The sequence below is a fragment of the Streptomyces sp. 7R007 genome (assembly GCF_054850255.1).
In genome coordinates this window covers 1-26,966 of the sequence record NZ_JBTWMV010000059.1, presented here as the reverse complement: position 1 = coordinate 26,966, position 26,966 = coordinate 1, and the positions used below count along the sequence as shown (strand labels likewise).

20 protein-coding genes and 1 tRNA gene are annotated in these 26,966 nt (G+C 73.8%); 11 read left to right on the top strand and 10 right to left on the bottom strand.

Translation table 11 applies throughout. The features are described 5' to 3' along the window. Window positions 1-13 precede the first annotated feature (13 nt). From ACYF6T_RS39300 to ACYF6T_RS39270, 7 genes are read left to right on the top strand one after another with little or no spacing between them, the layout of a single operon-like run. Window positions 14-349, top strand: a complete 336-nt coding sequence (locus tag ACYF6T_RS39300; protein ID WP_461702735.1) for a hypothetical protein — start codon at window positions 14-16, stop codon at window positions 347-349. Next, window positions 346-735 (top strand): GPW/gp25 family protein, encoded by a 390-nt coding sequence (locus ACYF6T_RS39295; protein WP_461702734.1) that lies wholly within the window; start codon window positions 346-348, stop codon window positions 733-735. Before ACYF6T_RS39300 ends, ACYF6T_RS39295 begins: the two co-directional genes overlap by 4 nt. Next, the gene (locus ACYF6T_RS39290) at window positions 732-3,818 is read left to right on the top strand and encodes a putative baseplate assembly protein (protein WP_461702733.1); all 3,087 of its coding nucleotides are present in this window, start codon (window positions 732-734) and stop codon (window positions 3,816-3,818) included. Before ACYF6T_RS39295 ends, ACYF6T_RS39290 begins: the two co-directional genes overlap by 4 nt. Beyond that, window positions 3,815-7,564 carry a putative baseplate assembly protein gene (locus ACYF6T_RS39285; RefSeq protein WP_461702732.1) on the top strand — a complete coding sequence of 1,250 codons (3,750 nt, stop codon included), beginning with the start codon at window positions 3,815-3,817 and terminating at the stop codon, window positions 7,562-7,564. Before ACYF6T_RS39290 ends, ACYF6T_RS39285 begins: the two co-directional genes overlap by 4 nt. Next, window positions 7,564-9,693 carry a hypothetical protein gene (locus ACYF6T_RS39280; protein ID WP_461702730.1) on the top strand — a complete coding sequence of 710 codons (2,130 nt, stop codon included), beginning with the start codon at window positions 7,564-7,566 and terminating at the stop codon, window positions 9,691-9,693. The genes ACYF6T_RS39285 and ACYF6T_RS39280 overlap by 1 nt, the downstream gene beginning before the upstream one ends. 54 nt (window positions 9,694-9,747) lie before the next feature. Further along, window positions 9,748-11,292 carry a DUF6519 domain-containing protein gene (locus ACYF6T_RS39275; protein WP_461702728.1) on the top strand — a complete coding sequence of 515 codons (1,545 nt, stop codon included), beginning with the start codon at window positions 9,748-9,750 and terminating at the stop codon, window positions 11,290-11,292. Next, entirely contained in the window at window positions 11,292-12,173 is an 882-nt protein-coding gene (locus tag ACYF6T_RS39270) for a peptidoglycan-binding protein (RefSeq protein WP_461702726.1), read from the top strand. The genes ACYF6T_RS39275 and ACYF6T_RS39270 overlap by 1 nt, the downstream gene beginning before the upstream one ends. Window positions 12,174-12,192: 19 nt before the next feature. On the opposite strand, the gene ACYF6T_RS39265 is transcribed toward ACYF6T_RS39270, so the two are convergent. The 9 genes from ACYF6T_RS39265 to ACYF6T_RS39225 form a co-directional block, all read right to left on the bottom strand. Further along, window positions 12,193-13,563: a M1 family metallopeptidase gene (locus tag ACYF6T_RS39265; protein ID WP_461702724.1), complete on the bottom strand. Its 1,371-nt coding sequence runs from the start codon at window positions 13,561-13,563 to the stop codon at window positions 12,193-12,195. 77 nt (window positions 13,564-13,640) lie between these two features. After that, window positions 13,641-17,507 (bottom strand): Pls/PosA family non-ribosomal peptide synthetase, encoded by a 3,867-nt coding sequence (locus tag ACYF6T_RS39260; protein ID WP_461702722.1) that lies wholly within the window; start codon window positions 17,505-17,507, stop codon window positions 13,641-13,643. A 197-nt stretch (window positions 17,508-17,704) separates the two neighbouring features. Beyond that, complete coding sequence (locus tag ACYF6T_RS39255; protein ID WP_461702720.1) at window positions 17,705-18,385, bottom strand: DUF4389 domain-containing protein; 681 nt, start codon at window positions 18,383-18,385, stop codon at window positions 17,705-17,707. 123 nt (window positions 18,386-18,508) lie between these two features. Continuing rightward, complete coding sequence (locus ACYF6T_RS39250) at window positions 18,509-19,666, bottom strand: PAS domain-containing sensor histidine kinase (RefSeq protein WP_461702718.1); 1,158 nt, start codon at window positions 19,664-19,666, stop codon at window positions 18,509-18,511. A 41-nt stretch (window positions 19,667-19,707) separates the two neighbouring features. Further along, a complete protein-coding gene (locus ACYF6T_RS39245) occupies window positions 19,708-20,751 on the bottom strand; it encodes a SpoIIE family protein phosphatase (protein WP_461702716.1) in 1,044 nt (347 codons plus the stop codon). Continuing rightward, window positions 20,739-21,167, bottom strand: coding sequence for an ATP-binding protein (locus ACYF6T_RS39240; protein ID WP_461702714.1), 429 nt, complete (start codon window positions 21,165-21,167; stop codon window positions 20,739-20,741). The genes ACYF6T_RS39245 and ACYF6T_RS39240 overlap by 13 nt, the downstream gene beginning before the upstream one ends. Further along, window positions 21,164-21,526, bottom strand: a complete 363-nt coding sequence (locus ACYF6T_RS39235; RefSeq protein WP_461702747.1) for an STAS domain-containing protein — start codon at window positions 21,524-21,526, stop codon at window positions 21,164-21,166. Before ACYF6T_RS39235 ends, ACYF6T_RS39240 begins: the two co-directional genes overlap by 4 nt. Window positions 21,527-21,546: 20 nt before the next feature. Continuing rightward, the gene (locus tag ACYF6T_RS39230; protein ID WP_461702713.1) at window positions 21,547-22,767 is read right to left on the bottom strand and encodes a PAS domain S-box protein; all 1,221 of its coding nucleotides are present in this window, start codon (window positions 22,765-22,767) and stop codon (window positions 21,547-21,549) included. Window positions 22,768-22,933: 166 nt separating this feature from the next. Then, window positions 22,934-23,018, bottom strand: a tRNA-Leu gene (locus tag ACYF6T_RS39225). A 211-nt stretch (window positions 23,019-23,229) separates the two neighbouring features. Here ACYF6T_RS39225 and ACYF6T_RS39220 point away from each other — a divergent pair. The 3 genes from ACYF6T_RS39220 to ACYF6T_RS39210 all read left to right on the top strand — a co-directional run bounded on the left by ACYF6T_RS39220 (window position 23,230) and on the right by ACYF6T_RS39210 (window position 25,971). Continuing rightward, a complete protein-coding gene (locus ACYF6T_RS39220) occupies window positions 23,230-24,555 on the top strand; it encodes a M20/M25/M40 family metallo-hydrolase (RefSeq protein WP_461702712.1) in 1,326 nt (441 codons plus the stop codon). Between the two features lie 137 nt (window positions 24,556-24,692). Next, the gene (gene chpH, locus ACYF6T_RS39215; RefSeq protein ID WP_356344448.1) at window positions 24,693-24,926 is read left to right on the top strand and encodes a chaplin ChpH; all 234 of its coding nucleotides are present in this window, start codon (window positions 24,693-24,695) and stop codon (window positions 24,924-24,926) included. 127 nt (window positions 24,927-25,053) lie between these two features. Next, entirely contained in the window at window positions 25,054-25,971 is a 918-nt protein-coding gene (locus ACYF6T_RS39210) for a chaplin (protein ID WP_461702710.1), read from the top strand. A 73-nt stretch (window positions 25,972-26,044) separates the two neighbouring features. Here ACYF6T_RS39210 and ACYF6T_RS39205 read toward each other — a convergent pair whose 3' ends face one another. Next, the gene (locus ACYF6T_RS39205; RefSeq protein ID WP_358650647.1) at window positions 26,045-26,233 is read right to left on the bottom strand and encodes a DUF5703 family protein; all 189 of its coding nucleotides are present in this window, start codon (window positions 26,231-26,233) and stop codon (window positions 26,045-26,047) included. Between the two features lie 47 nt (window positions 26,234-26,280). Between ACYF6T_RS39205 and ACYF6T_RS39200 the strand changes: the two genes are divergently transcribed. Continuing rightward, window positions 26,281-26,964: a hypothetical protein gene (locus ACYF6T_RS39200; protein ID WP_461702709.1), complete on the top strand. Its 684-nt coding sequence runs from the start codon at window positions 26,281-26,283 to the stop codon at window positions 26,962-26,964. Window positions 26,965-26,966: the final 2 nt, after the last annotated feature.

The window sequence follows — 26,966 nt, the reverse complement described above, 5'->3', positions numbered from 1 at the left end:
GGGAAGAAGGAAGTTGTCCGGGAGTCTGCTCGATGCCGGCGCCGTGATCGGCTGCCCGCACGGCGGCCGGGTCACCGCCGCCACCACACCCACCGGGGGCGTACGGCTCGGGGGCGCCGCCGTCGCCACGGCCGCCCACGGCTACCTCGTCACCGGCTGCCCGCACGCCGTCGACGGCGTGCCCTCGCCCTGCGTCACGGTCCGCTGGACCGCCGACGGCACCGGCGTCGCGGTCGACGGCGCACCCGTGCTGCTCGACACCTCGGCGGCCCAGTGCCTCTCGGCGGCCCTCGTGCCGCAGGGACCCCCCGTGGTCCAGGCCGCACAGCGAAAGGTCACCGTCCGATGAGCCGCGACACGCGCCGACTTCCGCGCACCGACATCGCGTTCCCCTTCCGCGCCGACCGCCGGGGACGCACCGCGCACGCCTCCCGCGCCGAGCACGTGCACGACCTGATCGAGCAGTTGCTGTTCACCAGCCCCGGCGAGCGCGTGATGCGCCCCGACTTCGGCTGCGGACTGCTCGACCTGGTCTTCGCCCCCAACAGCCCGGAACTGGTCAGCACCCTCGAACTGTCCGTGCAGGCCTCGCTCCAGCGCTGGCTCGGCGACGTCATCGACGTCGTCGCCCTCGACATCGTCACCGGCGACGACGTCGTGCGCGTGCACCTGTCGTACGTCGTACGCGGCACCGGTTCCGTCCGCGAGGACGTCTTCGAAGGGAGGGCGGCATGAGCGCCGCCACCACCCGGCGGGCCAAGGTCAGGGCCGCCCAGCTCAACGGCGTCGACGCGGTCGAGGCCGGCGACGACGGGCTGCTGCTGACCGTCACCTTCCTCGGCAAGGCCCCGCACGGCCTCGGCCCCGAGAACGTCCGCATCGACGGCGGCCGACGCGTCACCGGCATCAGGGCGGTCGACGTCAGCGTGGAGCGCGAGGAGGACCCGGAGCTCGACGACCGGCTCTACGTCACCCTCGACCGGACCGGCGACACCTCCCGCTACCGTCTCTCGCTCGTCGAGACCGACCCCTACGGCCGCCCCGGCACCCAGCCCTTCCGCGGCTTCGACCAGCGGTACCACAGCGCCGAGTTCACCTTCCGGCCGGACTGCCCGACGCCCTTCGACTGCAAGGACGACGGCCACGAGCCCCCCGGCTTCCCGGCCGCGCCCCTCGTCGACTACACCGCCCGCGACTACGACACCCTCCGCAAGCTCCTCCTCGACCGGCTCGCGCTCACCACCCCCGACTGGGCCGAGCGCAACCCGGCCGACCTCGGCACGACCCTGGTCGAACTGCTCGCCCACACCGGCGACCAGATCAGCTACCAGCAGGACGCGGTGGCCACCGAGGCCTACCTCGACACCGCCCGCCGCCGGGTCTCCGTACGCCGGCACGTCAAGCTCATCGACTACGCCATGCACGACGGCTGCACGGCCCGCGCCTACGTCACCGTGGAGACCGCCGACGACACCACCCTCGCCCCGGGCACCTTCCGGTTCGCCTCGGTCGACGTGCGCGCCCTCGACCCGCACGACCGGCCCGAACCCGGCACCGTGATCGACGAGAGCGACCTCGGCGACCTGGACGAACGCGGCTCGGTCGAGGTCTTCGAACCCGTCCTCGCCAGCGACCCGCTGGAGCTGCGCGTCGCGCACAACGCGATCCGCCTGTGGACCTGGGGCGGCGAGGTGTGCGCCCTGCCGGAGGGCGCCACTTCGGCCACCCTGCGCGACGAGTGGCGGGACCCGGAGACGTGCCGCGAGCGGCGACTCGACCTGAGACCGGGCGACCTGCTGATCCTGGAGGAGGTCCGGGGCCCGCGCACCGGCACCCCCGGTGACGCCGACCCGGCCCACCGGCAGGCGGTCCGGCTGACCTCCGTCACGCCCGGCGTCGACCGCATCGAGGACCAGCCGGTCCTGGAGGTCGCCTGGGCCGCCGAGGACGCGCTGCGCTTCCCCTTGTGCCTCACCACCCGCGGCGGGCGCCACTGCCTGCCGGTCGAGGACGTGACGATCGCCCGCGGCAACGTCGTCCTCGTCGACCACGGCCGCTCCGGCCCGTGCGAAACGGCCACCGTGCCGCCGGTCCCGGCCGTCGTGGCGCCCTGCGGCCCGCCGGAGTCCGGCTGCGGCGACCGCCAGGAGGGCAACGCGCCCGCCCGCCTGATCAACGCCCTCACCGACAAGGCCGAGGGCGGGCAGGCGCTCCGCCCCCACGACGTCCGAGAGCTGTTCGAGGTGGTCGGCGAGGCCGCCACCGTACGCGCCGGACTCGGTCTGGAGCGTGCCGGACAGCGGCACGAACGCGTGGTGCCCGGCACGGCGTACGCCCAGGCGGCGGCCCTGCGCACGCTCCTCGCGCAGTCCGTGTACCCGGGCATCCCGCCCCGCTTCCGGCCCCTCCTCGGCCGGACCCCGGTCGTGCAGGCGGTCCCGTTCCCGGACGCCGGGGTCGTGGCCGCCGGGCAGGCCGAGCGGATCGCCGCGATCCCCGAGCGGGTACGGCAGCGGCTCGTCGAGCTGTGGCGCAGCGCCCGCGACCGCGACGGGCTCGACGACGCCGAGCTCGACGAACTCGCCCTGATCTACGGCCTGCCGGTCCTGGAGCGCCTAGAGCTGCGCCGCCACCCCGTCCGCGCCCTGCGTGAACTCCTGCACCGCACCGACGAGTTGCTCGACGCCAAGCTCCGCCGCATCCGCGTCCTCGCCGCCCGGGCCCGTGCCGGTACGGTGCTCGATGCGCACATCGCCTGGGAGATCGCCCACAGTTGGGGACCGGCGTACGCCACCGGCCTGCACCCCGACGAGCCGGTCCTTCGCGGCTCCGCGACCGCCGCGCTCGCCCAGGACCCACGCCGCGCCCTGCCCGCCGTACGTGTCGAGGACGGCGAACTCACCTGGCAGCCGCGCCGCGACCTGCTGCACAGCGCGCCCCGCGACCGCCACTTCGTCGGTGAACTGGAGGACGACGGCCGGCTCGCCCTGCGCTTCGGCGACGGCCGGCACGGCGCGCGGCCACGCCCCGGCCACCGCCTCGCCCTGCACTACCGGCTCGGCGGCGGCATCGCCGGCAACGTCGGCGCGGAGGCCATCAACCACCTGGTGATCCAGTCGGACGGCGGGCAGCCGCCCGCCGCCGTGGTCCGCAACCCGCTGCCCGCCGTCGGCGGCACCGAACCCGAACCGATCGAACAGGTACGCCAGTTGGCCCCCCTCGACCTGCGCCGCACCCGACTGCGCGCGGTCACCGCCGAGGACTACGCGGCCCTGGCGGGCCAGGTGCCCGGCGTGCAGCGCGCCGCCGCCGACCTGCGCTGGACCGGCAGCCTCCAGGAGGCCCACATCGCCGTCGACGCCCTCGGCAGCGGACAGCCGTCGCCCGAACTGCTGGCCCGCGTCGAGCAGTTCCTGGAGGCGTACCGGCGCATCGGCCACGACCTCGTCGTCGGCCCCGCCCGCCTGGTTCCGCTCGACATCGCGCTCAGCGTCCGCGCCCGGCCCGGCCACCAGCACGGCCAGATCCTGGCGGAGCTGTACCGCGTGCTGGGCAGCGGCCGGCACGGCTTCTTCCACCCGGACGCGCTGACGTTCGGCGAGTCCGTCCGGCTCAGTCGCCTGGTCGCCGTCGCCGCGGCCGTGCCCGGCGTGCAGAGCGTCGAAGTGACCCGGTTGCGGCGGCTGTTCGAGCCGGACCGGGGAGAGAGGGAGGACGGCGTGCTGCGGCTCGGCCCGCTGGAGATCGCCACCTGCGACAACGACCCCGACCGGCCGGAGAACGGCCGGCTGGCGATATCCCTGGGAGGTGCCCGATGAGCCAGGCGTGCTCCTGCGGCGGCGCGTGCGGAGGACACGACGAACGCCTCGCGCCCGCCCCCCTGCACAACCCGCCCGGCCGCACGGCCCTCGACTACCGCGTCGGCACCTACGGCTCCTTCCTGGCCGCCCTGCTGGACCGGCTCGCCTCCCCCGCGTACCCGGCCCTGAAGGGGCTCACGGTGCGCACTGCGGACGACCCGGCGATCGGCCTCCTCGACGCCGCCGCCGTCCTCGGGGACCTGCTCACCTTCCACTCGGAGCGGATCGCCGACGAGGCGTACATCCGCACGGCGAACGAACACCGGTCGCTGGTGCTGCTCGGCCGGCTGGTCGGCCACCGGCCGCGGCCGGGCGTCGCGGCCACCACCCACCTGGCGTACACCCTCGAACGCGATCCGCGCGCCGAGACGCCGGCCGTGCGGATCCCGCGCGGAGCGCGCAGCCACAGCGTGCCCGCCTCCGCCGACGAGACGTCCCTCACGTTCGAGACGAGCCGGGACCTCACGGCCCGGTGGGACCTCAACGAGCTGAAGGTGCGCCGGCGCCGGCCCTCGCTGATCACCCCCGACGACCTGGAGCGCCGCTCGGAGCTGTTCGTCGAGGGAACGGCGAACTCCCTCCAGCCGGGCGACCAGTTGCTCTTCGTCTTCGGCGAACAGGCCGGAGGCGTGCGGAAGATGCTGCCGGTCGCGGGGGTGCGGCTGGACCGGGACGACGACGTCACGGCGATCACCCTGCCCCAGTCGGCGCCCGCGACGCTGAAGGAGCTCGTGGACGAGGTGCGCCGCTGGGTCGCCGCCCCGGCGGCTCCCGGCGAGCCCGGGGAGGAGCCGCCGACGCCCGAGGTGCCCAACCCGCGTCCGGTCAGCCGGCTGATCGAGGACTTCGAGGACCAGGTCCTCGCGCCCTTGCGCACGGCGCTGGACGCGGTGCGCACGCCGGACGAGCTGGCGAGCGCTCTCGCGGAGCCGGTGGCCCGCCTCGGCGAGGCGCAGGTGCTGGCCGAGCCGTGGCAGGACGTGGCGGGGTGGTTCGGGCAGTTGCAGGCCGTGCTGGCGGAACTCGCCCAGCGGGCACTCGAACTGGCTCCGGCCCAGACCTCGGAAGAGGGTGCCACCACGGTCCGGGAGGAGACCGCGCGTCGTGGGGGCGATCCGCGTGCCGCCGCCTTCGAAGCGCTCGGTGCCGTGCTGCCCTCCCTGCGTCGCAGGAGCCCGGCGCCGGAAGCGGCCACCGTCCGTCCCGGCACCGACGTCGCCCGGCTGCTGTCCGCCCTCGACCCCGGCCTCGGCAGCCTCTACCCCGCCTGGCGCGGCACCGCCTCCGCCACCGCCCCCCTCCTGCGCGACCTGCTCGCCCTGCGCGTCACCGCCGCCCCCTTCGGCGCCACCGCGCCCCTCAAGCCGGTCCAGGACGACCGCGGGCGGGTCATCCGCACCGCGGACTGGCCGCTGACCGGCGCGGTGCTGGTGACCATGCGGGTCGTGTACGACACGGCGGGACGGACACCGGTGCGGGCCGAGTTCCAGTACGTCGAGGGCAGCAGCTCCGACCAGCGCGCCGAGAACCTGCCAGTCACCGCGCCGGTCACCTTCCCGCTCGGCACCGGCCAGGTCGACCTGTCCGTCCGCTCCGGCCAGGACCGCGACCTGGCCTGGCTCAGCCGCCGGCCCGCCGACTCCCAGGAGCCGGGCGTGACGGCCACCCTGCGCGACGGGCTGCCCGCCAACACCCTGTTCGTCTCCCGGCCCGACGACGACGGCCTGGTCCACGTCGGCATCCAAAACGGCACGGCCCAGGAGATCGCCCTGCGCCCCGGCGTCCCGGTGCAGTTCACCCACGGCGAGTACGAGGTGAGCCTGCGCTACACCGTGGGCAGCACCGAGCCCAACGTCGAGGTCGTCATCGCCAGCAAGCCCGCGCCGGTCAACCGGAACGTGCTCCAGCTCGACTCCGTGCACACCGGCATCACCGTCGGCAGCTGGGTCGCCGTCCAGCGGCCCGCCAAGGGCGCCCAGGACGGCGTGCCCGGCGACGCCGCGCTGGCGTTCGTCACCACCCAGGTCAAGGCGCTGCGCACGGCCTCGTACAGCAACTACGGGATCACCGGCCGCGGCACCGAACTCACCCTCGCCGACCCCTGGCTGGACGAGTTCGACGTCCTGCTCTCCCACATCCGCGACACCACCGTGTACGCCGGCGGCGTACCGCTGCGCCCGGCGGACGAACCGCTCGGCGAGGACGTGCACGGCAACGAGATCGAACTCGACGAGCTGTACGACGGGTTGCGCCCCGGCCGTACCCTGATCGTCGGCGGCGAGCGCACCGACATCCCCGGCACGGCGGGCGTCACGGCCACCGAGGTCGTCACCGTCGCCGCCGCCGACCCGGCCGTCGACCCGGGACTGCCCGGCGACCACGTCCACACCCGGCTGATCCTGACCACCGACCTCGCCCACCGCTACCGCCGTGCGACCGTGCGCATCCTGGGCAACGTCGTCGAGGCCGGCCACGGCGAGAGCCGCGAGGAGGCCATCGGCAGCGGCGACTCCGACCGCGTCAACCAGACGTTCGCGCTGTGGCAGTCCCCGCTGACCTGGCTCGCCGACGACAACCCCCTCGGCGCCACACCGGTGCTGGAGGTCCGGGTCGACGGCGTGCTGTGGCACGAGGTCGACAGCCTCGCCGGACGCGGCCCGAACGAACGCGTCTACATCACCGGCACCACCTCCGACGGCCGCACCACGGTCACCTTCGGCGACGGCGTCCACGGCGCCCGCCTGCCCACCGGCCACGAGAACGTCCACGCCCGCTACCGCTTCGGCACCGGCAAGGCGGCGAACGTCGCGGCCGGCCGCGTCACCCAGCCCCTCACCCGCCCCCTCGGCGTCACCGCCGTCACCAACCCCCTGGCGGCGACCGGTGGTTCGGACGCGGACGGGCCGGGCCTGACCCGCCGTACCGTTCCGCTCGCCGTCTCCGCCCTGGACCGGCTGGTGTCCGCCGCCGACTACGAGGACTTCGCCCGCTCCCGGGCCGGCATCGGCCGGGCCACCGCCCGCGAACTCTTCGACGGACGGCGGCGCGTGCTGCACGTGACGGTCGCCGGCAGCGACGACGTGCCCCTCGGCGAGGGCGCCCTGCGCCCCCTGCGGGCGGCCCTCACCGAGTACGGCGACCCGAGCCTGCCCGTCCGCGTCGACGTGCGCGAACTGGTCCTGCTGCTGGTCTCCGCGAAGGTCAAGGTCGCCCCCGACCACGCCTGGGAGTACGTCGAGCCACGGCTGCGTCAGGCCCTGCTCGCCCGGCTCGGCTTCGACGGACGGGAGTTGGGGCAGCCCGCCCGCCTCTCCGAGGTCCTGGCCACCGCCCACACCGTGCCCGGCGTGGACTACGTCGACGTGGACGTCTTCACCGGCGTCCCCGCCTCCGCCACCCCGGACCAGCTCGGCGCACTGCTCACCGACCCCGGCGAACCCCGCGCCCACGTCCCGGCCCACCCGGCGACGTACGACGAACAACTGCACACCGTCCGCGCCGCGAACGGCGAGACGCTGTCGGAGATCTGCGCCCGCCACGGCGTCCCGCTCGCCGAACTCCTGCGCCTCAACCCCGACATCACCGACACCCGGCGCCTGCCCAAGGGCCGGACGGTGTACGTCTTCCGCGGCATCCGCCCCGCCCAGCTCGCCCTGCTCTCCCCGAAGGCGGCGGACACCCTGATTCTGACGGAGGTCAAGTGATGGCTCCCGACGTCCGGTTCGACACGGAGGCCGCGGTGACGCCCCGGGAGCCCGACGGCCTCGCCGCCCTGCTGCCCCGCTGGCACCTGCTGCGCGACGCCGAGGAGGGCGAGCCGCTGCGCGCCCTGCTCGCGGTGATCGCCGAACAGCTCGACCGGGTGCGCGACGGCGTCGCCCAGGGCTACGAGGACCTGTTCGTGGAGACCGCGGCACCCTGGGTGCTGCCGTACCTGGGTGACCTGGTCGGGTACCGCACCCTGCCCGGCTACGAACGGGTCCTGACCACCGGTCTGCACGACGGCGGCCGGGCCGCCCTCGCCGAGGCGATCGCCCCGCGCGCCGACGTGGCCGCCACCGTCGCCCACCGCCGCCGCAAGGGGGCGCTGCACCTGCTGGAGGAACTGTCCGAGCAGGTCGCGGGCTGGCCCGCACGGGCCGTCGAGCTGTCCCGGCTGGTCGCCCAGCACCCGTCGGTGAAGCTCTACCGGGACACCGGCCGGGGCCGCCTGCCCGACCTGCGCGACGGCTCCGCGCTCGCCCTCGCGGGCGGTCCCTTCGACACCGCGGCCCGCACGGCCGACGTCCGGCGCGCCGACTCGGCGAGGACGCAAGGGGGGTGGACTCCCGCCGGGGTCGCGCTGTTCGTCTGGCGGCTCAGCGCCCACTCCGTGACCTCCGCCCCGGCCTACTGCGTCGACCGCGCCCGCAACCTCTACACGTTCTCGATCCTCGGCAACGACAGCCCGCTGATCACCAAGCCGGTCCCGGAACCCTCGCCCACGCACATCGCCGCCGTCGACAACGTCCCGGCCTTCATCACCCGCCGCCTGCTGCACGACCGGCTCCTGGACTACTACGGCCCCGGCAAGAGCTTCGTCATCCGGCGCGACGGCGAGGACCGGCCCGTACCGCCGTCCGACATCGTGGTCGCCGACCTGTCCGACTGGCGCTACCGGCCCCGGCGCGGCCAGATCGCCGTCGACCCCGAACTTGGCTGGATCGCCTTCGGGTCGCGCTCGGCGCCCCGGCAGGGCGTGTGGGTGGACTACCACCACGGCTACGGCGCCGACCTCGGCGGCGGCGAGTACGAGCGGCCCGACCGCGTCGAGCGGCCCGACGCCGCCTTCTACCGCGTCGGCCCGGGACAGCCCTACCGGCAGATCATGGACGCCTACCGGGCCTGGCAGGGCGAACGCCGCCCGGGGCGCACCGGCATCATCGAGATCACCCACAGCGGCGCCTACCAGGAGCAGCTGGACTTCGACCTCGACCCCGGCGACCGCCTCGAACTGCGCGCCGCCGAGGGCACCCGGCCGGTGATCCGCCTGCTCGACTGGTACAGCAACCGCCCCGACGCCCTCAACATCCGCGCCGTACAGGACGACTGCGCCCCGCACGAGCGGCCGCGGATCGTGCTCGACGGTCTGCTGATCGCCGGGCGCGGCATCAACGTCACCGGCCCCATGGGCGCCGTCGTCGTACGGCACTCCACGCTCGTCCCCGGCTGGTCCCTGGAGCCGCACTGCGAGCCGCACTCGCCCGAGGAGCCCAGCATCGTCCTGGAACGCACCACCGCCTGCCTCCAGGCCGAGCACAGCATCCTCGGCACCATCGAGGTCATCGGCGACGAGGTGAGCGAGGACCCCCTCGGCATCCACCTGAGCGACAGCGTCCTGGACGCCACCGCCGACGACCGCCCGGCCCTGTCCGCCCCGGACTGCCGGCACGCCCACGCCGTGCTGCACGCGCACCGCACGACCGTCATCGGCGAGGTCCACACGCACGCCGTGGAGATCGCCGAGAACTCGCTGTTCACCGGCACGGTGCACGTGGTCCGGCGCGGCACCGGCTGCCTGCGCCACTCGTCCGTCCCGGCCGGCTCGCGCACCCCGCGCCGCCACCGCTGCACCTCCGTACGGCCGTTGTTCGACGCGGTGCGCTACGGGACGCCCTGGTACGCGCAGTTGGCCGACCGCTGTCCGCCGCAGATCCGGCGCGGCGCCGACGACGGCGGTGAACTCGGCGCCTTCCACGACCTGTACCGGCCCCAGCGCGAGGACGGCCTGCGCGCACGGCTCGCGGAGTACGCGCCCGCGGGCACCGACGCCGGGATCCGCTACGTCACGTGAGCGGTGCCGCCGTACGCCTCACCCGCACAATCCTGAACCAGGGGGACCCCCTTCATGCATGCTGACCTCTCCCGTCTCACGTTCCGACCGGAGCGGCACTACTCCGCGGTCGTCGCCCAGCAGGGCCGGGTCCAGCTCGACGCCGACACCAACGAGCAGACCGCGATCCAGCTCCACCAGGTGCGCACGCTCGCCGCCGACCTGATCGGCCGGCACGGCGGGCCGCGCGACGCGCCGGGCTTCCGCATCGAGTACGTGGGCGGCAAGCACGACATCGACACGCTGTACATCCACGGCGGCCGCTACTACGTCGACGGCATCCTCGTCGACGCCGGCCGCCCCGCCCCCGGCGTCCCCGTCCCCGAGGAGGACGGCGAGGAGAGCCCGCAGCCGCCGCCGGAGTACTGGACGTACTGGGACCAGCCGGACGCCTACCGCGACCCGGAGAAGCCCGGCGACCGGCTGCCCTCGCCCGCGCAGGCGCCGTTCGTGGTGTACCTGAACGTGTGGGAGCGCTCGGTCACCGCGGCCGAGGACCCGGCGCTGCGCGAGGTCGCCCTCGGCGCGGCGATGCCCGACACCGCGGCCCGCGTCAAGGTGGTCTGGCAGGTGCTGCCGCTGTCCCTGACCGAGCTGGCCATCGAGGACGCCGACCCGTCGAAGGAGGTCGTGCGCGCCGCCTTCGACAAGTGGGCCCGCGCGCAGGCCCTGTCGTCGGCCCGGCTCGCCGCCCGCAGCGAACGGCCCGACCACGCCGACGAGGACCCCTGCCTGGTCCGGCCGGACGCCCGCTACCGAGGGCCGGAGAACCAGCTGTACCGGGTGGAGGTCCACGAGGGCGGCCAGGCGAAGGACGCCACCTTCAAGTGGTCCCGGGAGAACGGGTCGGTGGTCTTCCCCGTCGACGGACTCGACGGCACCTGGGTGCAGTTGGCGTCCCTCGGCCACGACGACAAGCTGGACCTGGACGTCGGCGACCACGTCGAGTTCACCGACTCGGCCTGCTCCTCCCGCCTGGAGCCCCTGCCCCTGCTGCGGGTGGAGGAACTCGACCTGCCCGGCCGCCGGGTGCGGCTGTCCGCCGAGCCCGAGCCGGGCGTCGGCCGGCTGCCCGAGCTCAACCCGTTCCTGCGCCGCTGGGACCACCGCGAGGGACCCCGGCGCAAGGGCCGCACCTCCGCCCTGCACCACGGCGCGCTGCGCGTCGAGGAGGGGCAGTGGCTGCCCCTGGAGGACGGCGTCGAGGTGTACTTCGCGGCGGGCGGCACGTACCGCACCGGCGACCACTGGCTGATCCCCGCCCGCACCGCCACCGGAAACGTCGAGTGGCCCACCGACCGGGCCCGCCGCCCGCTGCTCCAGCAGCCGGCCGGCATCCTGCGCCACCTCGCCCCGCTGGCCCTGGTCAAGGGCGAGGAGAGCGCCGTCGACCTGCGGCTCGCCTTCGGCTCGCTGGCCGGCAGCATCCCGGCCGCCGACGAGGCCACCCTCGCTGCGGAGGCGCGGGCCCGGCGCGAGGAGGCCGCGGCCGAGGATCCCTCGGGCGGCAGGTCGCAGACGACCGCCGAAGCGGAGGCCGCGGCGGAAGGGGACAAGTGATGGCCACCCCCCTGAGCGCGTCCAAGCTGGTGGAGATCCTGCGCGCGGAGGGCCTGACGGTCCACGAGGTGCGCAACTGGCGCACCCACAACCGCAACACCAAGGGCCCCTGGGGTCCGGTCAACGGCGTGATGATCCACCACACCGTCACCTCCGGCACCGAGAACTCCGTGAACATCTGCTACAACGGCTACTCCGGCCTGCCCGGCCCGCTGTGCCACGGGGTGATCGACAAGAAGGGCGAGGTCCACCTCGTCGGCAACGGCCGCGCCAACCACGCCGGACTCGGCGACAGCGACGTGCTGCGCGCCGTCGTCAACGAGTCGAAGCTGCCGCACGACAACGAGGCCGACACCGACGGCAACCGGCACTTCTACGGCTTCGAGTGCATCAACCTCGGCGACGGCAAGGACCCCTGGCCCGAGGCGCAGAAGGAGGCCATCGAGAAGGTGTCCGCCGCGATCTGCCGCCACCACGGCTGGAGCGCCGCCTCCGTCATCGGCCACAAGGAGTGGCAGCCGGGCAAGCAGGACCCGCGCGGCTTCACCATGGACGGCATGCGCAAGCGGATCGCCGAGCGGCTGGCCGGCAACGCCCCCGGGCCGGACCCGAAGCCGACGCCGTCCAAACCGTCGTACGCGCCCTTCCCCGGCAGCGGCTTCTTCCACGCCGGCCGGAAGTCGCCGCTGATCACGGCCATGGGCAAGCGCCTGGTCGCCGAGGGCTGCGGGCACTACGAGGAAGGGCCCGGCCCCGAGTGGACCGACGCCGACCGCACCTCCTACCGGGCCTGGCAGCACAAGCTCGGCTTCAAGGGCAAGGACGCCGACGGCATCCCCGGCAAGGTCAGCTGGGACAAGCTGAAGGTCCCGGCGTCCTGAGCGCCGCGCGCCCGCCCGCCTACGCCCGCTCGGCGTTGGTGGGCGGGTGCGCCGGACGCGCCGGCAGCTGCCGCGGCAGCGGCGGCAGCGCCGTCCCGTACACCCAGGCGTCGAACAGCTCGCCCAGCGGCTCCTCCGCGAACCGGGCGACATGCGCGGTGAACGCCGTGGTCGTCACCGTCCCGCCGCGGTGCAGGCCTGCCCAGCCGCGCAGCATGCGGAAGAAGGCGTCGTCGCCCATCGCGCAGCGCACCGCGTGCACGGTGAGCCCGCCGCGCTCGTAGAGCCGGTCGTCGAACATCGACTTGCGCCCCGGGTCGGCCAGCTTCAGATCCTGCGGCTGTGAGGACAGCGACCGGTGCGCGGCGGCGGCCAGTTGCTGCGCGCTGCGGCCGCCCGAGCGCTCCGACCACAGCCACTCGGCGTACTTGGCGAAGCCCTCGTTCAGCCAGATGTGCCGCCAGTCGGCGATGGAGACGCTGTTGCCGAACCACTGGTGCGCCAGCTCGTGCGCCACCAGCCGCTCCCAACCCCGCGCGCCGTCCACGTGGTTGGCGCCGAAGAGGGACAACCCCTGCGCCTCGACGGGGACGTCGAGCTCCTCGTCGGTCACCACGACCGCGTACTCGTCGAACGGGTAGGGCCCGAACAGCTCCTGGAACAGCTCCATCATCCGCGGCTGCCGGGCGAAGTCCCGGGAGAACTCCGGCAGCAGGTGCGCCGGGATGTGCCCGTGCTGCGGCACCCCGTCCGGACCCGGGTCGCCCAGCAGCACCGTCTGGTACTTGCCGATCGCCAGCCCGATCAGATAGCTCGACGTCGGCGAGGACTGCTCGTACACCCACGTCGTCGTGGACGCCTTCGTGGTCCGCGTCAGCAGCCGCCCGCCCGCCACCACCGCGTACGCCGAGGGCGTGGTGACGGAGATCTGGTACGACGCCTTGTCGGCGGGCCGGTCGTTGCACGGGTACCAGGACGGCGCACCGATCGGCTGGCTCGCCACCAGCGCCCCGTCCTCCAGCTCCTCCCAGCCGAGCCCGCCCCAGGGGCTGGAGACGGGCTTGGGGTTGCCCGACCAGTGCACCTCCACGGTGAACGCGGCGCCCGGACGGAGGGGCTTGGCGGGGCGCACGCGCAGCTTGCCGCCGCGGTGGGTGTAGTGCGCGGGACGGCCGTCCACCTTGACCCGGCCGATCTTGAAGTCGGACAGGTTGAGCATGAACTCGGCGAGCGGCGACCGGCCGGCTATGGCGTTGATCCGCGCGCCGCCCGCCAGCCGGTTCGGACCCGGGCGGTAGTCCAGCGTGAGCTCGTACCGGTGCACCCGGTACCGGGGATCACCGTGGTCCGGGAAGTAGGGGTCCGCCCCCGCCGCCTGCTGAACTGCCACTGCCGCTTCTGCTCCCTGCGCCGCGCCACCACTCGTCCTCGCCGGTGCACCGCTCACCGACTCCGAGTGGCCCGCGTTCAGGGACGCCATGCCTCGATCGGGTTGCCGAGCCAGCGGGTGTCGTCCGGGACGGACTCCGCGGCCATGACGAGCGACGCGGGACCCAGGGTCGTACGGGCCCCGATCGTGCTGCCGGGCAGCACGATCCCGCCAGGGCCCAGCGTGGCGCCCTCACGGAGGACCACAGTATCCGTCCGCAAGATCCGGTCGTGGAAGAGGTGGGTCTGCAGCACACAGCCGCGGTTGACCGTGGCGCCCTCCTCCAGGGTCACCAGGTCGCTCTCCGGCAGCCAGTAGCTCTCCACCCACACGCCCTTGCCGATCCGGGCGCCCAGCGAGCGCAGCCAGAGGTTCATCACCGGCGTCCCCGGCACCGCGCCGGCCAGCCACGGCACCGCCACGACCTCGACGAACGTGTCCGCCAACTCGTTGCGCCACACGAAGGCGCTCCACAGCGGATGCTCGCCGCTGCGGTGCCGCCCCACCAGCAGCCACTTCGCCGCCACCGACACCAGCGCCGCCACGGCACCGGCCCCGAGCAGCACCAGCCCCGACAGCAGGGGGGCCCACGGCCCGAGCAGGCACAGCACGGCCATCGTCCCGGCCGCGAGGGCCGCCGAGCAGAACACCGGCACGATCCGGCACAGCTCCACCAGCCCGCGCGCCCACAGCAGCCGCGCCGGCGGGTCGTAGGTGCGGCTCTGATCACCCTGCGCCGCGTTGCGGGGCAGCCTCACCGGCGGCAGCCCCAGGTACGAGCTGCCCTTCTTCGCCTTCTTCGGCGTCGCCGACAGCACCCCGACCAGCCCGCCGTCCGGCACGCTGCGCCCCGGCGCGGTCATCCCGGAGTTCCCCAGGAACGCCCGGCGCCCGATCTCCGCGCGGCCGATCCGCATCCAGCCGCCGCCGAGCTCGTACGGCGCGGTCAGCGTGTCGTCGGCGAGGAACGCGCCCTCGCCGACCGTCGTCAGACTCGGCAGCGCCAGCACGGTGGACACCTCGGCCCCCCGCCCGACGCGCATCCCGAGCAGCCGCAGCCACACCGGCGTGACCAGCCCGGCGTACAGCGGGAACAGCGTCTCGCGGGAGCGGTCCATCAGCAGCGTGACCGTCCACGCCTGCCAGCCGGTCCGGCTGTGCGTGGGGTACGTCCCCTCCCGCAGGCCCAGGCTCAGCAGCCGCACACCGACCAGGATCAGCAGCGCGTACGTCGCCCCGAACGCCAGCGTCGCCGGGACCAGGGCGAGCGCCACACCGCGCAGCGGAGCGGCGGGGTCGACGAAGGCGCGCAGCACGAGGAAGGCGACGGCGGCCGACAGCAGCGGCAGCGCGGTGGGCACGAAGCCCGTCAGCCCGTACATGACGCGCCAGTACGTGCCCCGCTGCGGGCGCTCCTTGGGCCAGTTCCGCTTGGCCTTGCCGAGCTTGACCGCGGGCGCGCCGGCCCAGCGCTGGCCGGTCGGGATCTGCCCGGTGACCGCCGAACCGGGCGCCACCTCGGCGCGCTTGCCGACCCGGGCACCCGGGAAGAGCAGGCTGCGGGTGCCGACGGTGGCGTGCGCGCCCACCTTGACCTGGCCGATCTCCAGCCGGTCGCCGTCCAGCCACCAGCCGGACAGGTCGACCTCGGACTCCACGGCCGCGCCCCGGCCCAGCTTGAGCATGCCGGTGACCGGCGGCAGCGAGTGCAGATCGACGTCCTGGCCGATCTTCGCGCCGAGCGCGCGTGCGTACCGCTCCAGCCAGGACCCGGTCAGCGAGGTCGCCCCGCTGAACTCGGCCAGCCGCTCGGCCGTCCACAGCCGCAGGTGCACGCTCCCGCCGCGCGGGTGGCGGCCCGGCTCGACGCCGCGCAGCAGCAGCCGGGCGCCGCCGGCCGCGATGGCGAGCCGTCCGGGCGGGCTGAACAGCACCAGGGCCCCGGCCGCGATCAGCCACCAGGGGGCCGTCGGCAGCCAGGACCAGGCGGGCAGCAGGTTCCCGAGCGCGGCCAGCGCGACCGTCCAGCGCAGGCCGAGCAGGGTGAACAGCGGGACCAGGAGCAGCAGTTGGATCAGCTTGGCGCGGGTGGGCACCGGGGCGACGGTGCGCCGGGCGCCGTCGTCCTGCGCCGATTCCTCCAGCCGGCGGGCCAGCTTGCGCAGGGTGGGCTGCTGGTAGATGTCGAGGACGGCCGCGCTCGGGTAGCGGGTGCGCAGCCTCGTCGTCAGCTGGGCGGCGGCCAGGCTGCCGCCGCCGATGGCGAAGAAGTCGTCGCGGGCGCTGGCGACCGGGATGCCGAGGACTTCCGTCCACTGCTCGGCGAGCCACGCCTCGGTGCCGTAGAGCCGCTCGGCGGGGCCGCCGGTCTCCAGGCCCTCCAGCGGCCAGGGCAGGGCGGCCCGGTCGACCTTGCCGCTGGTGCGGGTGGGCAGGTCGGCGACCGGCGCGAGCAGCGGCACCAGGGCCGCGGGCAGCTCGGCGCGCAGCTTCTCGACGGCCGCCGCCTGGTCCCAGCCGTCCTGCGTGACGACGTAGCCGACGAGGAGCTGGTTGCCGCTGCGGGCGGTGCGCACCGCGGCGGCCGCACCGGCCACGCCGGGCAGCGCCTGCAGCGCCGCGTCCACCTCGCCGAGCTCGATGCGGCGCCCGCCCAGCTTGATCTGCTCGTCGGCGCGCCCGAGGAAGACCAGCCCCTCCGGCTCGGCCTTCACGAGGTCGCCGCTGCGGTACGCCCGCTCCCAGCCCAGCGAGGGCAGCGGCGCGTATTTCTCCGCGTCCTTCTCGGCGTCGAGATACCGGGCCAGCCCGACCCCGCCGATCACCAGCTGCCCGCTGCCGCCCATCGGCACCGGCTCGCCGGCCTCGTCGACGACGGCCAGCTCCCAGCCGTTCAGCGGCAGCCCGATGCGCACCGGCTCCTCACCGTTCATCAGCGAGGCGCAGGCCACGACGGTCGCCTCGGTCGGCCCGTACGTGTTCCAGACCTCGCGTCCCTCGGTCACCAGCCGCTGCACCAGCTCGGGCGGGCAGGCCTCGCCGCCGAAGATCAGCAGGCGGACGTCGTTGAGGGTCTCGGGCTCCCACAGCGCGGCGAGGGTGGGGACCGTGGAGACCACGGTGATCTCCTGCTCGACCAGCCAGGGCCCGAGGTCGGCGCCGCTTCTGACCTGCGCGCGCGGCACCGGCACCAGACAGGCGCCGTACCGCCAGGCCAGCCACATCTCCTCGCAGGACGCGTCGAAGGCGACCGACAGCCCCGCCATGACCCGGTCGCCGGGCCCGATGGGGTCCTCGGTGAGGAACAGCGCGGCCTCGGCGTCCACGAACGCGGCGGCGCTGCGGTGGGTGACGGCGACGCCCTTGGGCTTGCCGGTGGAGCCGGAGGTGAAGATGATCCACGCGTCGTGCCCGACGCCCGGGCGCGCGGCGGCGGCCTCGCCGCGCCCGGTGACGGTCAGCTCGTGCCCGGCGCCGATGACGGCCCGCACCTCCGCCTCCCCGAACACCAGCTCGGCGCGCTCGTCGGGGTCCTCGGCGTCGACGGGAACGTAGGCGGCGCCGGCGGCCAGGACGGCGAGGATCGCCACGTAGAGGTCGTTGGTGCCGGACGGCACGCGCACGCCCACCCGGTCGCCGAGGCCGACGCCGGCGGCGGCGAGCCTGCGGCGCAACCGCTCGACCTCGGCGGCCAGTTCCCGGTAGGTGAGCTGCACCGAGCCGTCGTCCAGGGCGAGTTCGCCGGGGTAGGAGCGTACGGACGCGTCGAGGATGTCGACGAGTGTGCGCGCGGAGGCGGCCTGACCTGCGGAGAAGCGGGCCGTGTCGGGGAACTGGCGGTGGATCTCAGCGCTGAGCTCTTCGTCGAGCAGGCCGAGAGCGCTGCTCTCGTGTATGGCTGCCATCGGTCCTCGCGTCTCGATCCCGGAAGCCTCCGGGGCGCTGGCGGGCCCGCAGGTCTGCCTGGGGTTGTCCGGCTCCAGCTCCGTAACAAGCCGGAAATCTTAGTACGACGCTAGGTTCCGGCCTGGCGATCGGCCACCCGGGGAGGCTGTCCGGGTGGCCGTCGGGGTGAGGTGCACATGCCGTGACCTGGTGATCTTCACTCAGGAGAGAGATGGCCCACACTGTCGGTTTCGCCCGGTTCGGCCCCGCCCATGTCGAGCCGGAACGGCGGATAGACGTCCGTCATCAGGGCGGCGTACGCGGCCACCCGCAGCACCCACCGGTTCAGGCCCAGGACCAGGTCGAACAGGCCCTTGGGGTACTTCTCGGTGAGGGCCAGGATCACCGCGGCGATGACCGCGAGCACGGCCACGAGACCGCCGTCCCACCAGCCCAGATGCCAGCCGCCGAGGAAGAAGCCGATGACGATGTAGTGCGGGATCGCCAGCAGCCACCACTTCACCAACACCAGCCCCCGGGAGAGGTGCTGGGGGTAGACGATGTCCAATCGCGCGGGGTAGCCGGGCTCCTCGCCCAGGCTGAACGGCGGATAGCGGTCGGTGCCCAGGGCGCCGTACGAGTAGTAGGCGACCCGCCAACTCCAGCGCAGCACCCCCAGGTTGAAGTCGAACAGGGCGCGCGGGTAGCGCTCGGTGAACAGGATGCTGAAGAACGCGATCACGCTCACCACCGTGAACGCGACCCACAGGAAGAACAGCACCACGTAGTGCGGGATGACCAGGATCCACTTCACCAGCCACAGCCACCGGGACAGCGGCGCGTCCAGCACCGCGTCCACACGGACCGGGCGGTCGGGCGTCGCGGCCAGGGTCGTCATGCCGATCAGCTCCTTCGGTCCGGGGCCGCCGCGACGGGGCACGGCCCCAAGACCAGCCTGGCCGCCCGCCGAGGCCGTCACGAGGGCCGACCGGGGGCCGTGCCGGGACCATCGGGCCCCTGCTCAGGGCCGGACGCCGGGCGCCGTACTGAGCGGGATGCGCCAGCACAGGCGGGTGCCGCCCGTGGCACGGCCGGCCACCTCGAAGGTGCCGCCGAGCTTCTCCGCCCGGCGCCGCAGGTTGGTCAGTCCGCTGCTGCGGGTCGGGCTGCCGATGCCACGGCCGTCGTCGACGACCTCCAGCACCAGCTCGTCCGCCGCGTGCACGGCGACGTGCACCGCGGAGGCGTGCGCGTGCCGGCACACGTTGGACAGGGCCTCGCGCAGCGCGGCGAGCAGATGGGCGGCGGTCTCGTCCGGCAGCGCGGCGTCCACGGGGCCGTCGAACTCCACCGAGGGGGCGAAGCCCAGCCGCTGCTCGGCCGCGCCGGTCTCGTCGAGGACCTGGGCGCGCAGGCTGGCCGCCTTCTGCGTCGGCTGGTTCAGTTCGAAGATGGTGTTGCGCAACTCCTTGATGGTGGAGTCGAGTTCGTCGATGACGTGGTTGACCCGCGTGGCGGTGGCCGCGTTGACGTCCCGGGCGGCGATGCTCTGCAACGCCAGCCCGGCCCCGAAGACCCGCTGGATGACCATGTCGTGCAGGTCGCGGGCGATGCGCTCACGCTCGGCCATCACCTCGCGGTCGGTGCGGGCGGCGGCCAGTTCGCTCTGGGCGGCGAGCTGCTGGGTGATGTCCCGGGCCACCGCGCAGTAGCCGATCAGCATGCCCTCGGTGTCCCGCATCGCGGAGACGGTGACGGCCACGTCGAACTCGCCGCCGTCCGCGCGGCGCCAGCGGCTCTGGTGGGGTTCGGCGTGCCGCCCGGAGCGGATCCGCTCCACCGCCGCGCGGAACTCCGTCGCCGCCGCGTCGGTCATCAGGACGCCGACGGGCTGTCCCACCACGTCCGACTCGCCGTAACCGAGCAGCCGTTCGGCCCCCGGATTCCAGGTCTGCACGCGTTCCGCCGCGTCCACCGCCAGCATCACGTCGTCGGAGGAGGCCACGATGGCCGCGAGCCGCGCCTCGGCCGCCCGCGCGGCCTCCAGCTCGGTGTGCAGCGCGATCAGGCCCCGGTTGGTGTCCTCCAGCTCCTGGCGCAGCTCGTCGATCACCAGCGTCCGGCCATCCGGCTCCGACCGGCCGTCCGGGGCGGCCAGGGGGTCGTGAACCTCACCCATGTCCGACTGCCCTTCGCCCTCGGTGACGGGACCGTCGCTCATCATGACACGCTGCCCGGCTCGCGGACCACGAGGACCGTGGCGTCGTCCGTCGGCCGCCCGAACTCCCGGTGCACCACCGCCGCGACGACGGCCGGATGCCGCTCGGCCAGCCGCGGATGGTCGTCCAGGTTCCAGCCGGTGCGGATCCCGTCGGAGACCAGGACCAGCAGGGAACCGGGCTGCCAAGGGCAGCACTGGAGGCGGGTGTGGGGGACCGGCAGTTGGGTGCCGAGGGTGCCCGGGCGGTCCAGCAGAGCGACGGAGCGGCCCTGGCCGTACACCCGCCCGGTGATGTTTCCCACGGCCGCGTAGGCGAGTTCGCCCCGGCCGGCGTCGATCAGACAGGCGCCCAGGACACCGCCCCTGGTGGCGCGCATCTCCTCGTGCGCCCGCCGCACGAACCGGTCCAGATCGGTGACCGGTTCCCGCACGAACGCGCCGACCGCGGCGCGTGCGGCGACGGCGGCCCCCGAGCCGTGCCCGAGCCCGTCGACCACCAGCGCGGCGAACGGCTCCCCGTCCACGACGGCCCACGCGTCCCCGGACTCCCCGCTCCCGCCCAGCGGCACGTTCACCCCACCGAACAGCCGGCGCCCCGCCGCCGCGGACCCCAGCCGCGCGTAGACGACGGTGCCGCGCCGGGTGGCGTACCAGTCGAACTCGGCGGCGTACCGCCGCACCACCTGCAGCCCGGCGTTCAACCCGGCACCCCGGGCCGGGGGCGATGGTGTCGCCGTGCTGGCGCCGGCCCCGGACGCCGTGCCGGGTACGGGCGCGGCGCGCGGGAGCGCCACGCCCGTCATGCCCGGGCCGCCGTCCACCGACAGCAGCTCGATCCCGTCGTCCGTCGGGCGGACCAGGACGTAGCCCCCGGGGTGCGCGTGCCGGAGCAGGTTGGTGCCCAGTTCGGTGGCGACCAGTTCGGCCGCCCCCGGACGCAGGTCCGGCCGCGTGGCGGCGAGGCGGGCCACCGACCGGCGCAGCGCGCCCACGTCCTCCTCGGCCGCGACCGGGTGCCGACGGTGTGCGCTCACCGCTGCCATTTGACGATCACCACGGTGGTGCCCGAACCGGCGGCCGACGTCAGCGTCATGTCGTCCACCAGCCGCCGCGCCCCCGGCAGCCCGAGCCCGAGACTCCCGCGCGTGCTGAAACCGTCGGTCAGCGCCGCGTCGACGTCCTCGATGCCCGGCCCGTCGTCGGCGAACGTCGCCCGCACACCGCGCCGCCCCGCCCGGTACACCTGCTCCACCCGGATCCGGCCGCGCCTGCCGGTGGCGTAGTTGAGGATGTTGCGCGCCAGCTCACTCCCGGCGGTGATCAGCTTCGTGGCGTCCACCAGGTTCAGCCCCGCCGCCTCCGCCTCGGCCCGCAGCACCTTGCGCACCCGTATCAGGTCGGCCTCGTGCGCGATCTCGAAGGCGTCCGTCTCCCGGGCCGTCGCCGCGTCCGTCGTCACGGCCGGCCCGCACCGGTGTCGTCGTGGCGCAGCCGCCGCAGCAGCGCCAGCCCCTGCTCGGCGTTGAGCGCGGTGTCCAGGTGCCCCATCGGAACGCCCAGCTCCACCAGCGTGATGGCCACCGCCGGCTGGATCCCCACCACGGCAGCCTGCGCCCCCAGCAGCCGTACCATCGCCACGATCCGGGCCAGCACCCGCGCGATGAAGGAGTCGACCACGCTCAGCCGGCTGACGTCGATCAGCATGCCGGTGGCGGAGGTGTGCGCGATCTCCCGCGTGAGCTGCTCCTCGATCCGGATCACGGTGGTGTCGTCCAGGTCGCCCTGCAACGCCACCAGCAGCGTGTCCCCGATCCGCATGACCGGTACGACGTCCTCGCTCACCGTCCCTCCCCGCCGGACAGCGCCCGCGCGGCCGCGGCCGCCGTGCCGGCCCGCTCGGCCAGCACCGCGAGGGCGAGCTGCAGCGCGTCCTGGAGGGTGTTGCGCGAGCGCAGCCGGCCCATGTCGATGCCGAGGTGCACCATCGACTGCGCGGTCTCCGGCCGCACCCCGCTCATGATGCTCACCGTGCCCATCAACGCGGCCGCCTGCACGGTCTTCAGCAGGTGCTGGGCGACCTGGGTGTCGATGGTCGGCACCCCGCTGATGTCCAGGATGGCCACCTCGGCCTGGCTCTGGGCGATGCGCTCCAGCAGGCCCTCGGTCAGCCGGGTCGCCCGCAGCGTGTCCAGGGTGCCGATGATCGGCAGCACCAGGACCTTGTCCCACACCTGGATCACCGGCGTGGACAGCTCCAGGATCTCGTCCCGCTGCCGCTGCAGACGCTGCTCGGTCTCCCGGCGCTCGGTGACGTCCCGGATCGCGGCGACCACCAGCCGGCCCTCGGCCGTCTGGAGCGGACTGAGGCTGATCTCCACGGGGAACTCGGAGCCGTCCCGGTGCATCCCGTACAGCTCCAGACCGGCCCCCATCGGCCGCAGCCGCGGATCGCCGAGGAAACCGGTGCGGTGGCCGACGTGCCGGTCACGGAACCGGGCCGGCACCAGCACCTCGATCTCCCGGCCGACCAGCTCGTCCCGCTCGAAGCCGAACAGCGCCTCGGCCTGCCGGTTGACCAGGACGATCCGTGCGTCCGGTCCCACGATCAGCATGGCGTCCGGGGCGGACTCCAGCAGGCCGTGGAAGAGCGACTCCGCCCGCGCGCTCTCGGTGACGTCCTGAAGCATCTTGACGAACCCGGCCACCGAGCCGTCGGGCCCCTCGACCGGCGCCATCGTGACCTGGGCGAGGAACCGCTCGCCGCCCTTGCGCACCCGCCAGCCCTGGAACGTCCGCGGCCCGTCCCGGCGGACCGCCGCCAGCTCCTGCTCGACGAGCCCGGCCTCGCGGTCCTCGGCGAGGTGCAGCGCCTCCACCGACCGGCCGACCATCTCGGCCGCCCGGTACCCGGTCATCACCTCGGCACCACGGCTCCAGCGGAGCACCTCACCGTCCGCGCCCAGCCTGATGACCGCCCGGTCCGTGATCGCGTCCAGCATCTCCTCGAGATCACGCAGGCCATCCTGCGGATCGAGGGCCCCCTCCGACGACGTCGACATCTGCGCCCCGCCTCCCCAATCCCCGTCCCGGCACCCCACCTGGGGTGCGCGGGCTCCGGCGCGCCGATGCTACTCGGCCCGGAGGCGGCGGACGGCGAAGGGTCACGAACGGACACACACGAAACCGTGCCGGCCGAGGCGAACCTCGACCGGCACGGTCGGTGAGTGTCCGAGGGGGGACTTGAACCCCCACGCCCGATAAAGGGCACTAGCACCTCAAGCTAGCGCGTCTGCCATTCCGCCACCCGGACAAGGTGTCTGTCGTGCGGGGTTTCCCCCGCGGCGACGAAGGAAACATTACCAGGCTTTCGAGGGGCCCCGATCACCCCCGTCGCGCCCCGGGCCGCACGTGAACGGCGTGTGACGGGCCGGGCCCGGTCTTGGGGAGGGGCGGGCCGGAGGGGGAGGATGAGGGGGAACCACCAGCGGGGACCACCAGCAGTGACAGCGGGAGGAAACAGCGTGAGCGACACGGACACGACCAGGACCGTCACCGGTGAGGACGAGGTCGTGGACCTCTGCCGCGAGCTGATCCGGTTCGACACCAGCAACTACGGCGACCACTCGGGCCCCGGCGAGCGCAAGGCGGCCGAGTACGTCGCCGAGAAGCTCGCCGAGGTGGGCCTGGAGGCGCGGATCTTCGAGTCGCACCCGGGGCGCGCCTCCACGGTGGCCCGCATCGAGGGCGAGGACCCGTCCCGGCCCGCCCTGCTGATCCACGGCCACCTGGACGTCGTACCGGCCAACGCGGCGGACTGGACCCACGACCCCTTCTCCGGCGAGGTCGCCGACGGGTGCGTGTGGGGCCGGGGCGCCGTCGACATGAAGGACATGGACGCGATGGCCCTGGCGGTCGTCCGCGACCGGCTGCGCAGCGGGCGCAGGCCCCCGCGGGACATCGTGCTGGCCTTCCTCGCCGACGAGGAGGCGGGCGGCACGTACGGCGCCCGGTACCTCGTCGACCACCACCCGGACCTCTTCGAGGGCGTCACCGAGGCGATCAGCGAGGTCGGCGGGTTCTCGTTCACGGTGAGCGAGCAGCGCCGGCTCTATCTGATCCAGACGGCCGAGAAGGGCATGCACTGGATGAAGCTGACCGTGGCCGGCACGGCGGGCCACGGCTCGATGATCCACCGGGACAACGCCATCACCGAGCTGTCGGAGGCCGTCGCCCGGCTCGGCCGGCACAGGTTCCCCGTGCGCGTCACCAAGACCACCCGGGCCTTCCTCGACGAGCTCGGCGACGCCCTCGGCCTCGAACTCGACCCGGAGGACATGGAGTCGACGCTGGCCCGGCTCGGCGGCATCGCCAAGCTCATCGGCGCGACCCTCAGCAACACCGCCAACCCCACGCAGCTGGGCGCCGGTTACAAGGTCAACGTCATCCCGGGCGAGGCCACCGCGCACGTCGACGGGCGCTTCCTGCCGGGCCACGAGGAGGAGTTCCTCGCCGACCTCGACCGGATCCTCGGCCCGAAGGTCAGGCGCGAGGACGTGCACGCCGACAAGGCCGTGGAGACCACCTTCGACGGAGCCCTGGTCGAGGCCATGCAGTCCTCGCTGCTGGCCGAGGACCCGACCGCCAAGGCGATCCCGTACATGCTCTCCGGCGGTACGGACGCCAAGTCCTTCGACGACCTCGGCATCCGCGGCTTCGGCTTCGCGCCGCTGAAGCTGCCGCCGGAGCTGGACTTCGCGGGCATGTTCCACGGCGTCGACGAGCGGGTGCCGGTGGACGGCCTGAAGTTCGGCGTGCGCGTGCTCGACCGGTTCATCGACGCGTCGTGATCCCGGTATTCGGCAGGGTGTACGGAAGTGACCGACAACGAGTGAATGCGCTCATAAGCTCGTAGCTCCATTACTCCCTCCTCGTTACAGGTGATGCGATCCGCTACTTGGGATCGCATTGCCAACAAGGAGGAACAATGATCAAGAAGGTCGTCGCTGCTGCGGCTGCCACCGGCGGTCTGGTTCTCGCGGGTGCGGGCCTCGCCGTCGCCGACGCCGGCGCTCAGGGTGCCGCGGTGCACTCCCCGGGTGTCGCTTCCGGCAACGTCGTTCAGGTCCCGGTCCACATCCCGGTGAACGTCTGCGGCAACACGGTCTCCGTGATCGGGCTGCTGAACCCCGCCTTCGGCAACACCTGCATCAACAAGTGACGTCGGCCCGCTGAAGGCCGTCTGTTCCACGTCCGTCGGCTCCGGAGCGCGCGCCATGCGCTCCGGGGCCGACCGGGCTTTTGGTGATGGTTCCAGGTCAGGATCGAAGGCAGGGGGGATTTCAGGAATGCGACAGGTCACCCGCAAGGGCCTGATGACCGTGGCCGCGGCCACCGGCGTGCTCGCCGCCGCGGGCGGGTACGCCCACGCCGACGCGGGCGCGAGCGGCTCGACGTCCGACTCGCCCGGCGTGCTGTCGGGCAACACGGTCCAGGCGCCGGTGCACGCGCCGGTCAACGTCTGCGGCAACACGGTCGACGTCGTCGGGGTGCTCAACCCGGCGATGGGCAACACGTGCGTCAACCACGGTGGGGGCAGCCGGTCGTCCGGAGGATACGGCGACTCGGGTGGGTACGGCGACCACGGCTCCGGCGGCTCGGGCGGACACGGCGGCTCGCACGCCGGCGGGCACGCCTCGGGTTCGCCCGGCATCGGCTCGGGCAACCACGTCGAGGTACCGGTCGACGCGCCGGTGAACGTCTGCGGCAACACCGTGGACGTGGTCGGCGTCGGCAACTCCACGACGGGCGACGACTGCGCCAACGGAGGCGGCGGCCACGGTGGCGGCGGTCATGGTGGCGGCGGTCACGGCGGTGGTGGTCACGGTGGTGGCAGCCATGGCGGTGGCGGCTCCGTCGGTGGCGACCACGGCACGCCTCCCGGCGGTGGTCACGGGACGACTCCGCCCGGGACGCCCGGGCAGCCCGGCGACTCGGGTCACTCCGGCCACTCCGGTCACCCCGGTCACCCCGGTACCCCGGGCACCTCGCCCGCCACGGGCGCCACCGGCGCCGGGACGCCGGCCGGTTCCGCGCACGTCGGCCGGTCCGGCGCGCAGGCGGTCGTGAGCGCCGCGGGCACCGCGGGCGCCGCACAGCTCGCGCACACCGGCAGCGACCTGCCCCTCGGCGTCGTCCTGCCGGTCGGCGCGGGCGCGCTGCTGGCGGGTGCCGTCCTCTACCGCAAGGCCCGGGCCTCGGCGTAGGGGCGCGCGAGCCCCCCAACGGAGCGGGCCCCGCCCAGGCGGGGCCCATTCCGGTGTCCGTGGCCGTCCGAGCTCACCAGGTGGCCCGCACCTGGCGGATGATCCGCCGGCGCAGCCGCACCTTGCGACTGCCGTCGCGCATCAGGCTCAGACGGTCCAACTCCCAGTGACCGTACTCGGCATGGTCTGTCAGCAGACGTGTGGCGTCCTTGCGGGAGACCCCGCGCGGTACGTACACGTCGACAAATTCGTATTCCGGCATCGCATCTATTGTGCGGGCTGGGGCCTCGTACGGATAGCGTCTGCACTATGTCTGATGCTGCGCAGCCCACCGCTGCCGAGGTACGCGCCGCCGCCGAGGCGGTCAAGACCGCGCTCGACCGCCACCTGGCCGCGGTCGAACGCCGGTCGGGTGAGGACGACCCGGCCGTCTACGAGGCGTTCAACCAGCTGGCGGCGGCCGCCGAGACGTACGACGAGCTGCTTTACGACCGTTACGACGAGGTGACCCCCTTCGAGATCCCCGGGGCGGAGGACGAGCTGCCGCCGTACGCGGGGCCCGAGGAACCGAACGCGCTCAGTGTGCTGATCCGCCGCGACTACACCGTGGTGGACCAGCACCGGCTGCTGGCGCAGGCGCAGCGGATCGAGGCGGCGGAAGCCGACGGCAACGAGGCCTCCGGCACGGTGCCCGGGGCGCTGGGGTTGCTGTTCGGCGAGTTCGAGCCGGACGAGATCGCCTCGCGGCACAAGGAGTTCGGGCTGGAGGAGGGCGACTCCACGCTGTGGGTGACCGCGGCGGAGGAGCCGGCCGAGCCGGGGGAGTGGCTGGAGGCGCCGTTCGAGACGGTGGACGCGCAGCAGGTGGTCTGCCGGTTCGACGTCAGCGCGGTGTTCGACGACGAGATCGGCGAGGGGATGGACGACGGCGACGACGACGATCTTGAGGATGATCTGGACGAGGACCTGGAGCCCTTGGACGCGGATCGCTGAGA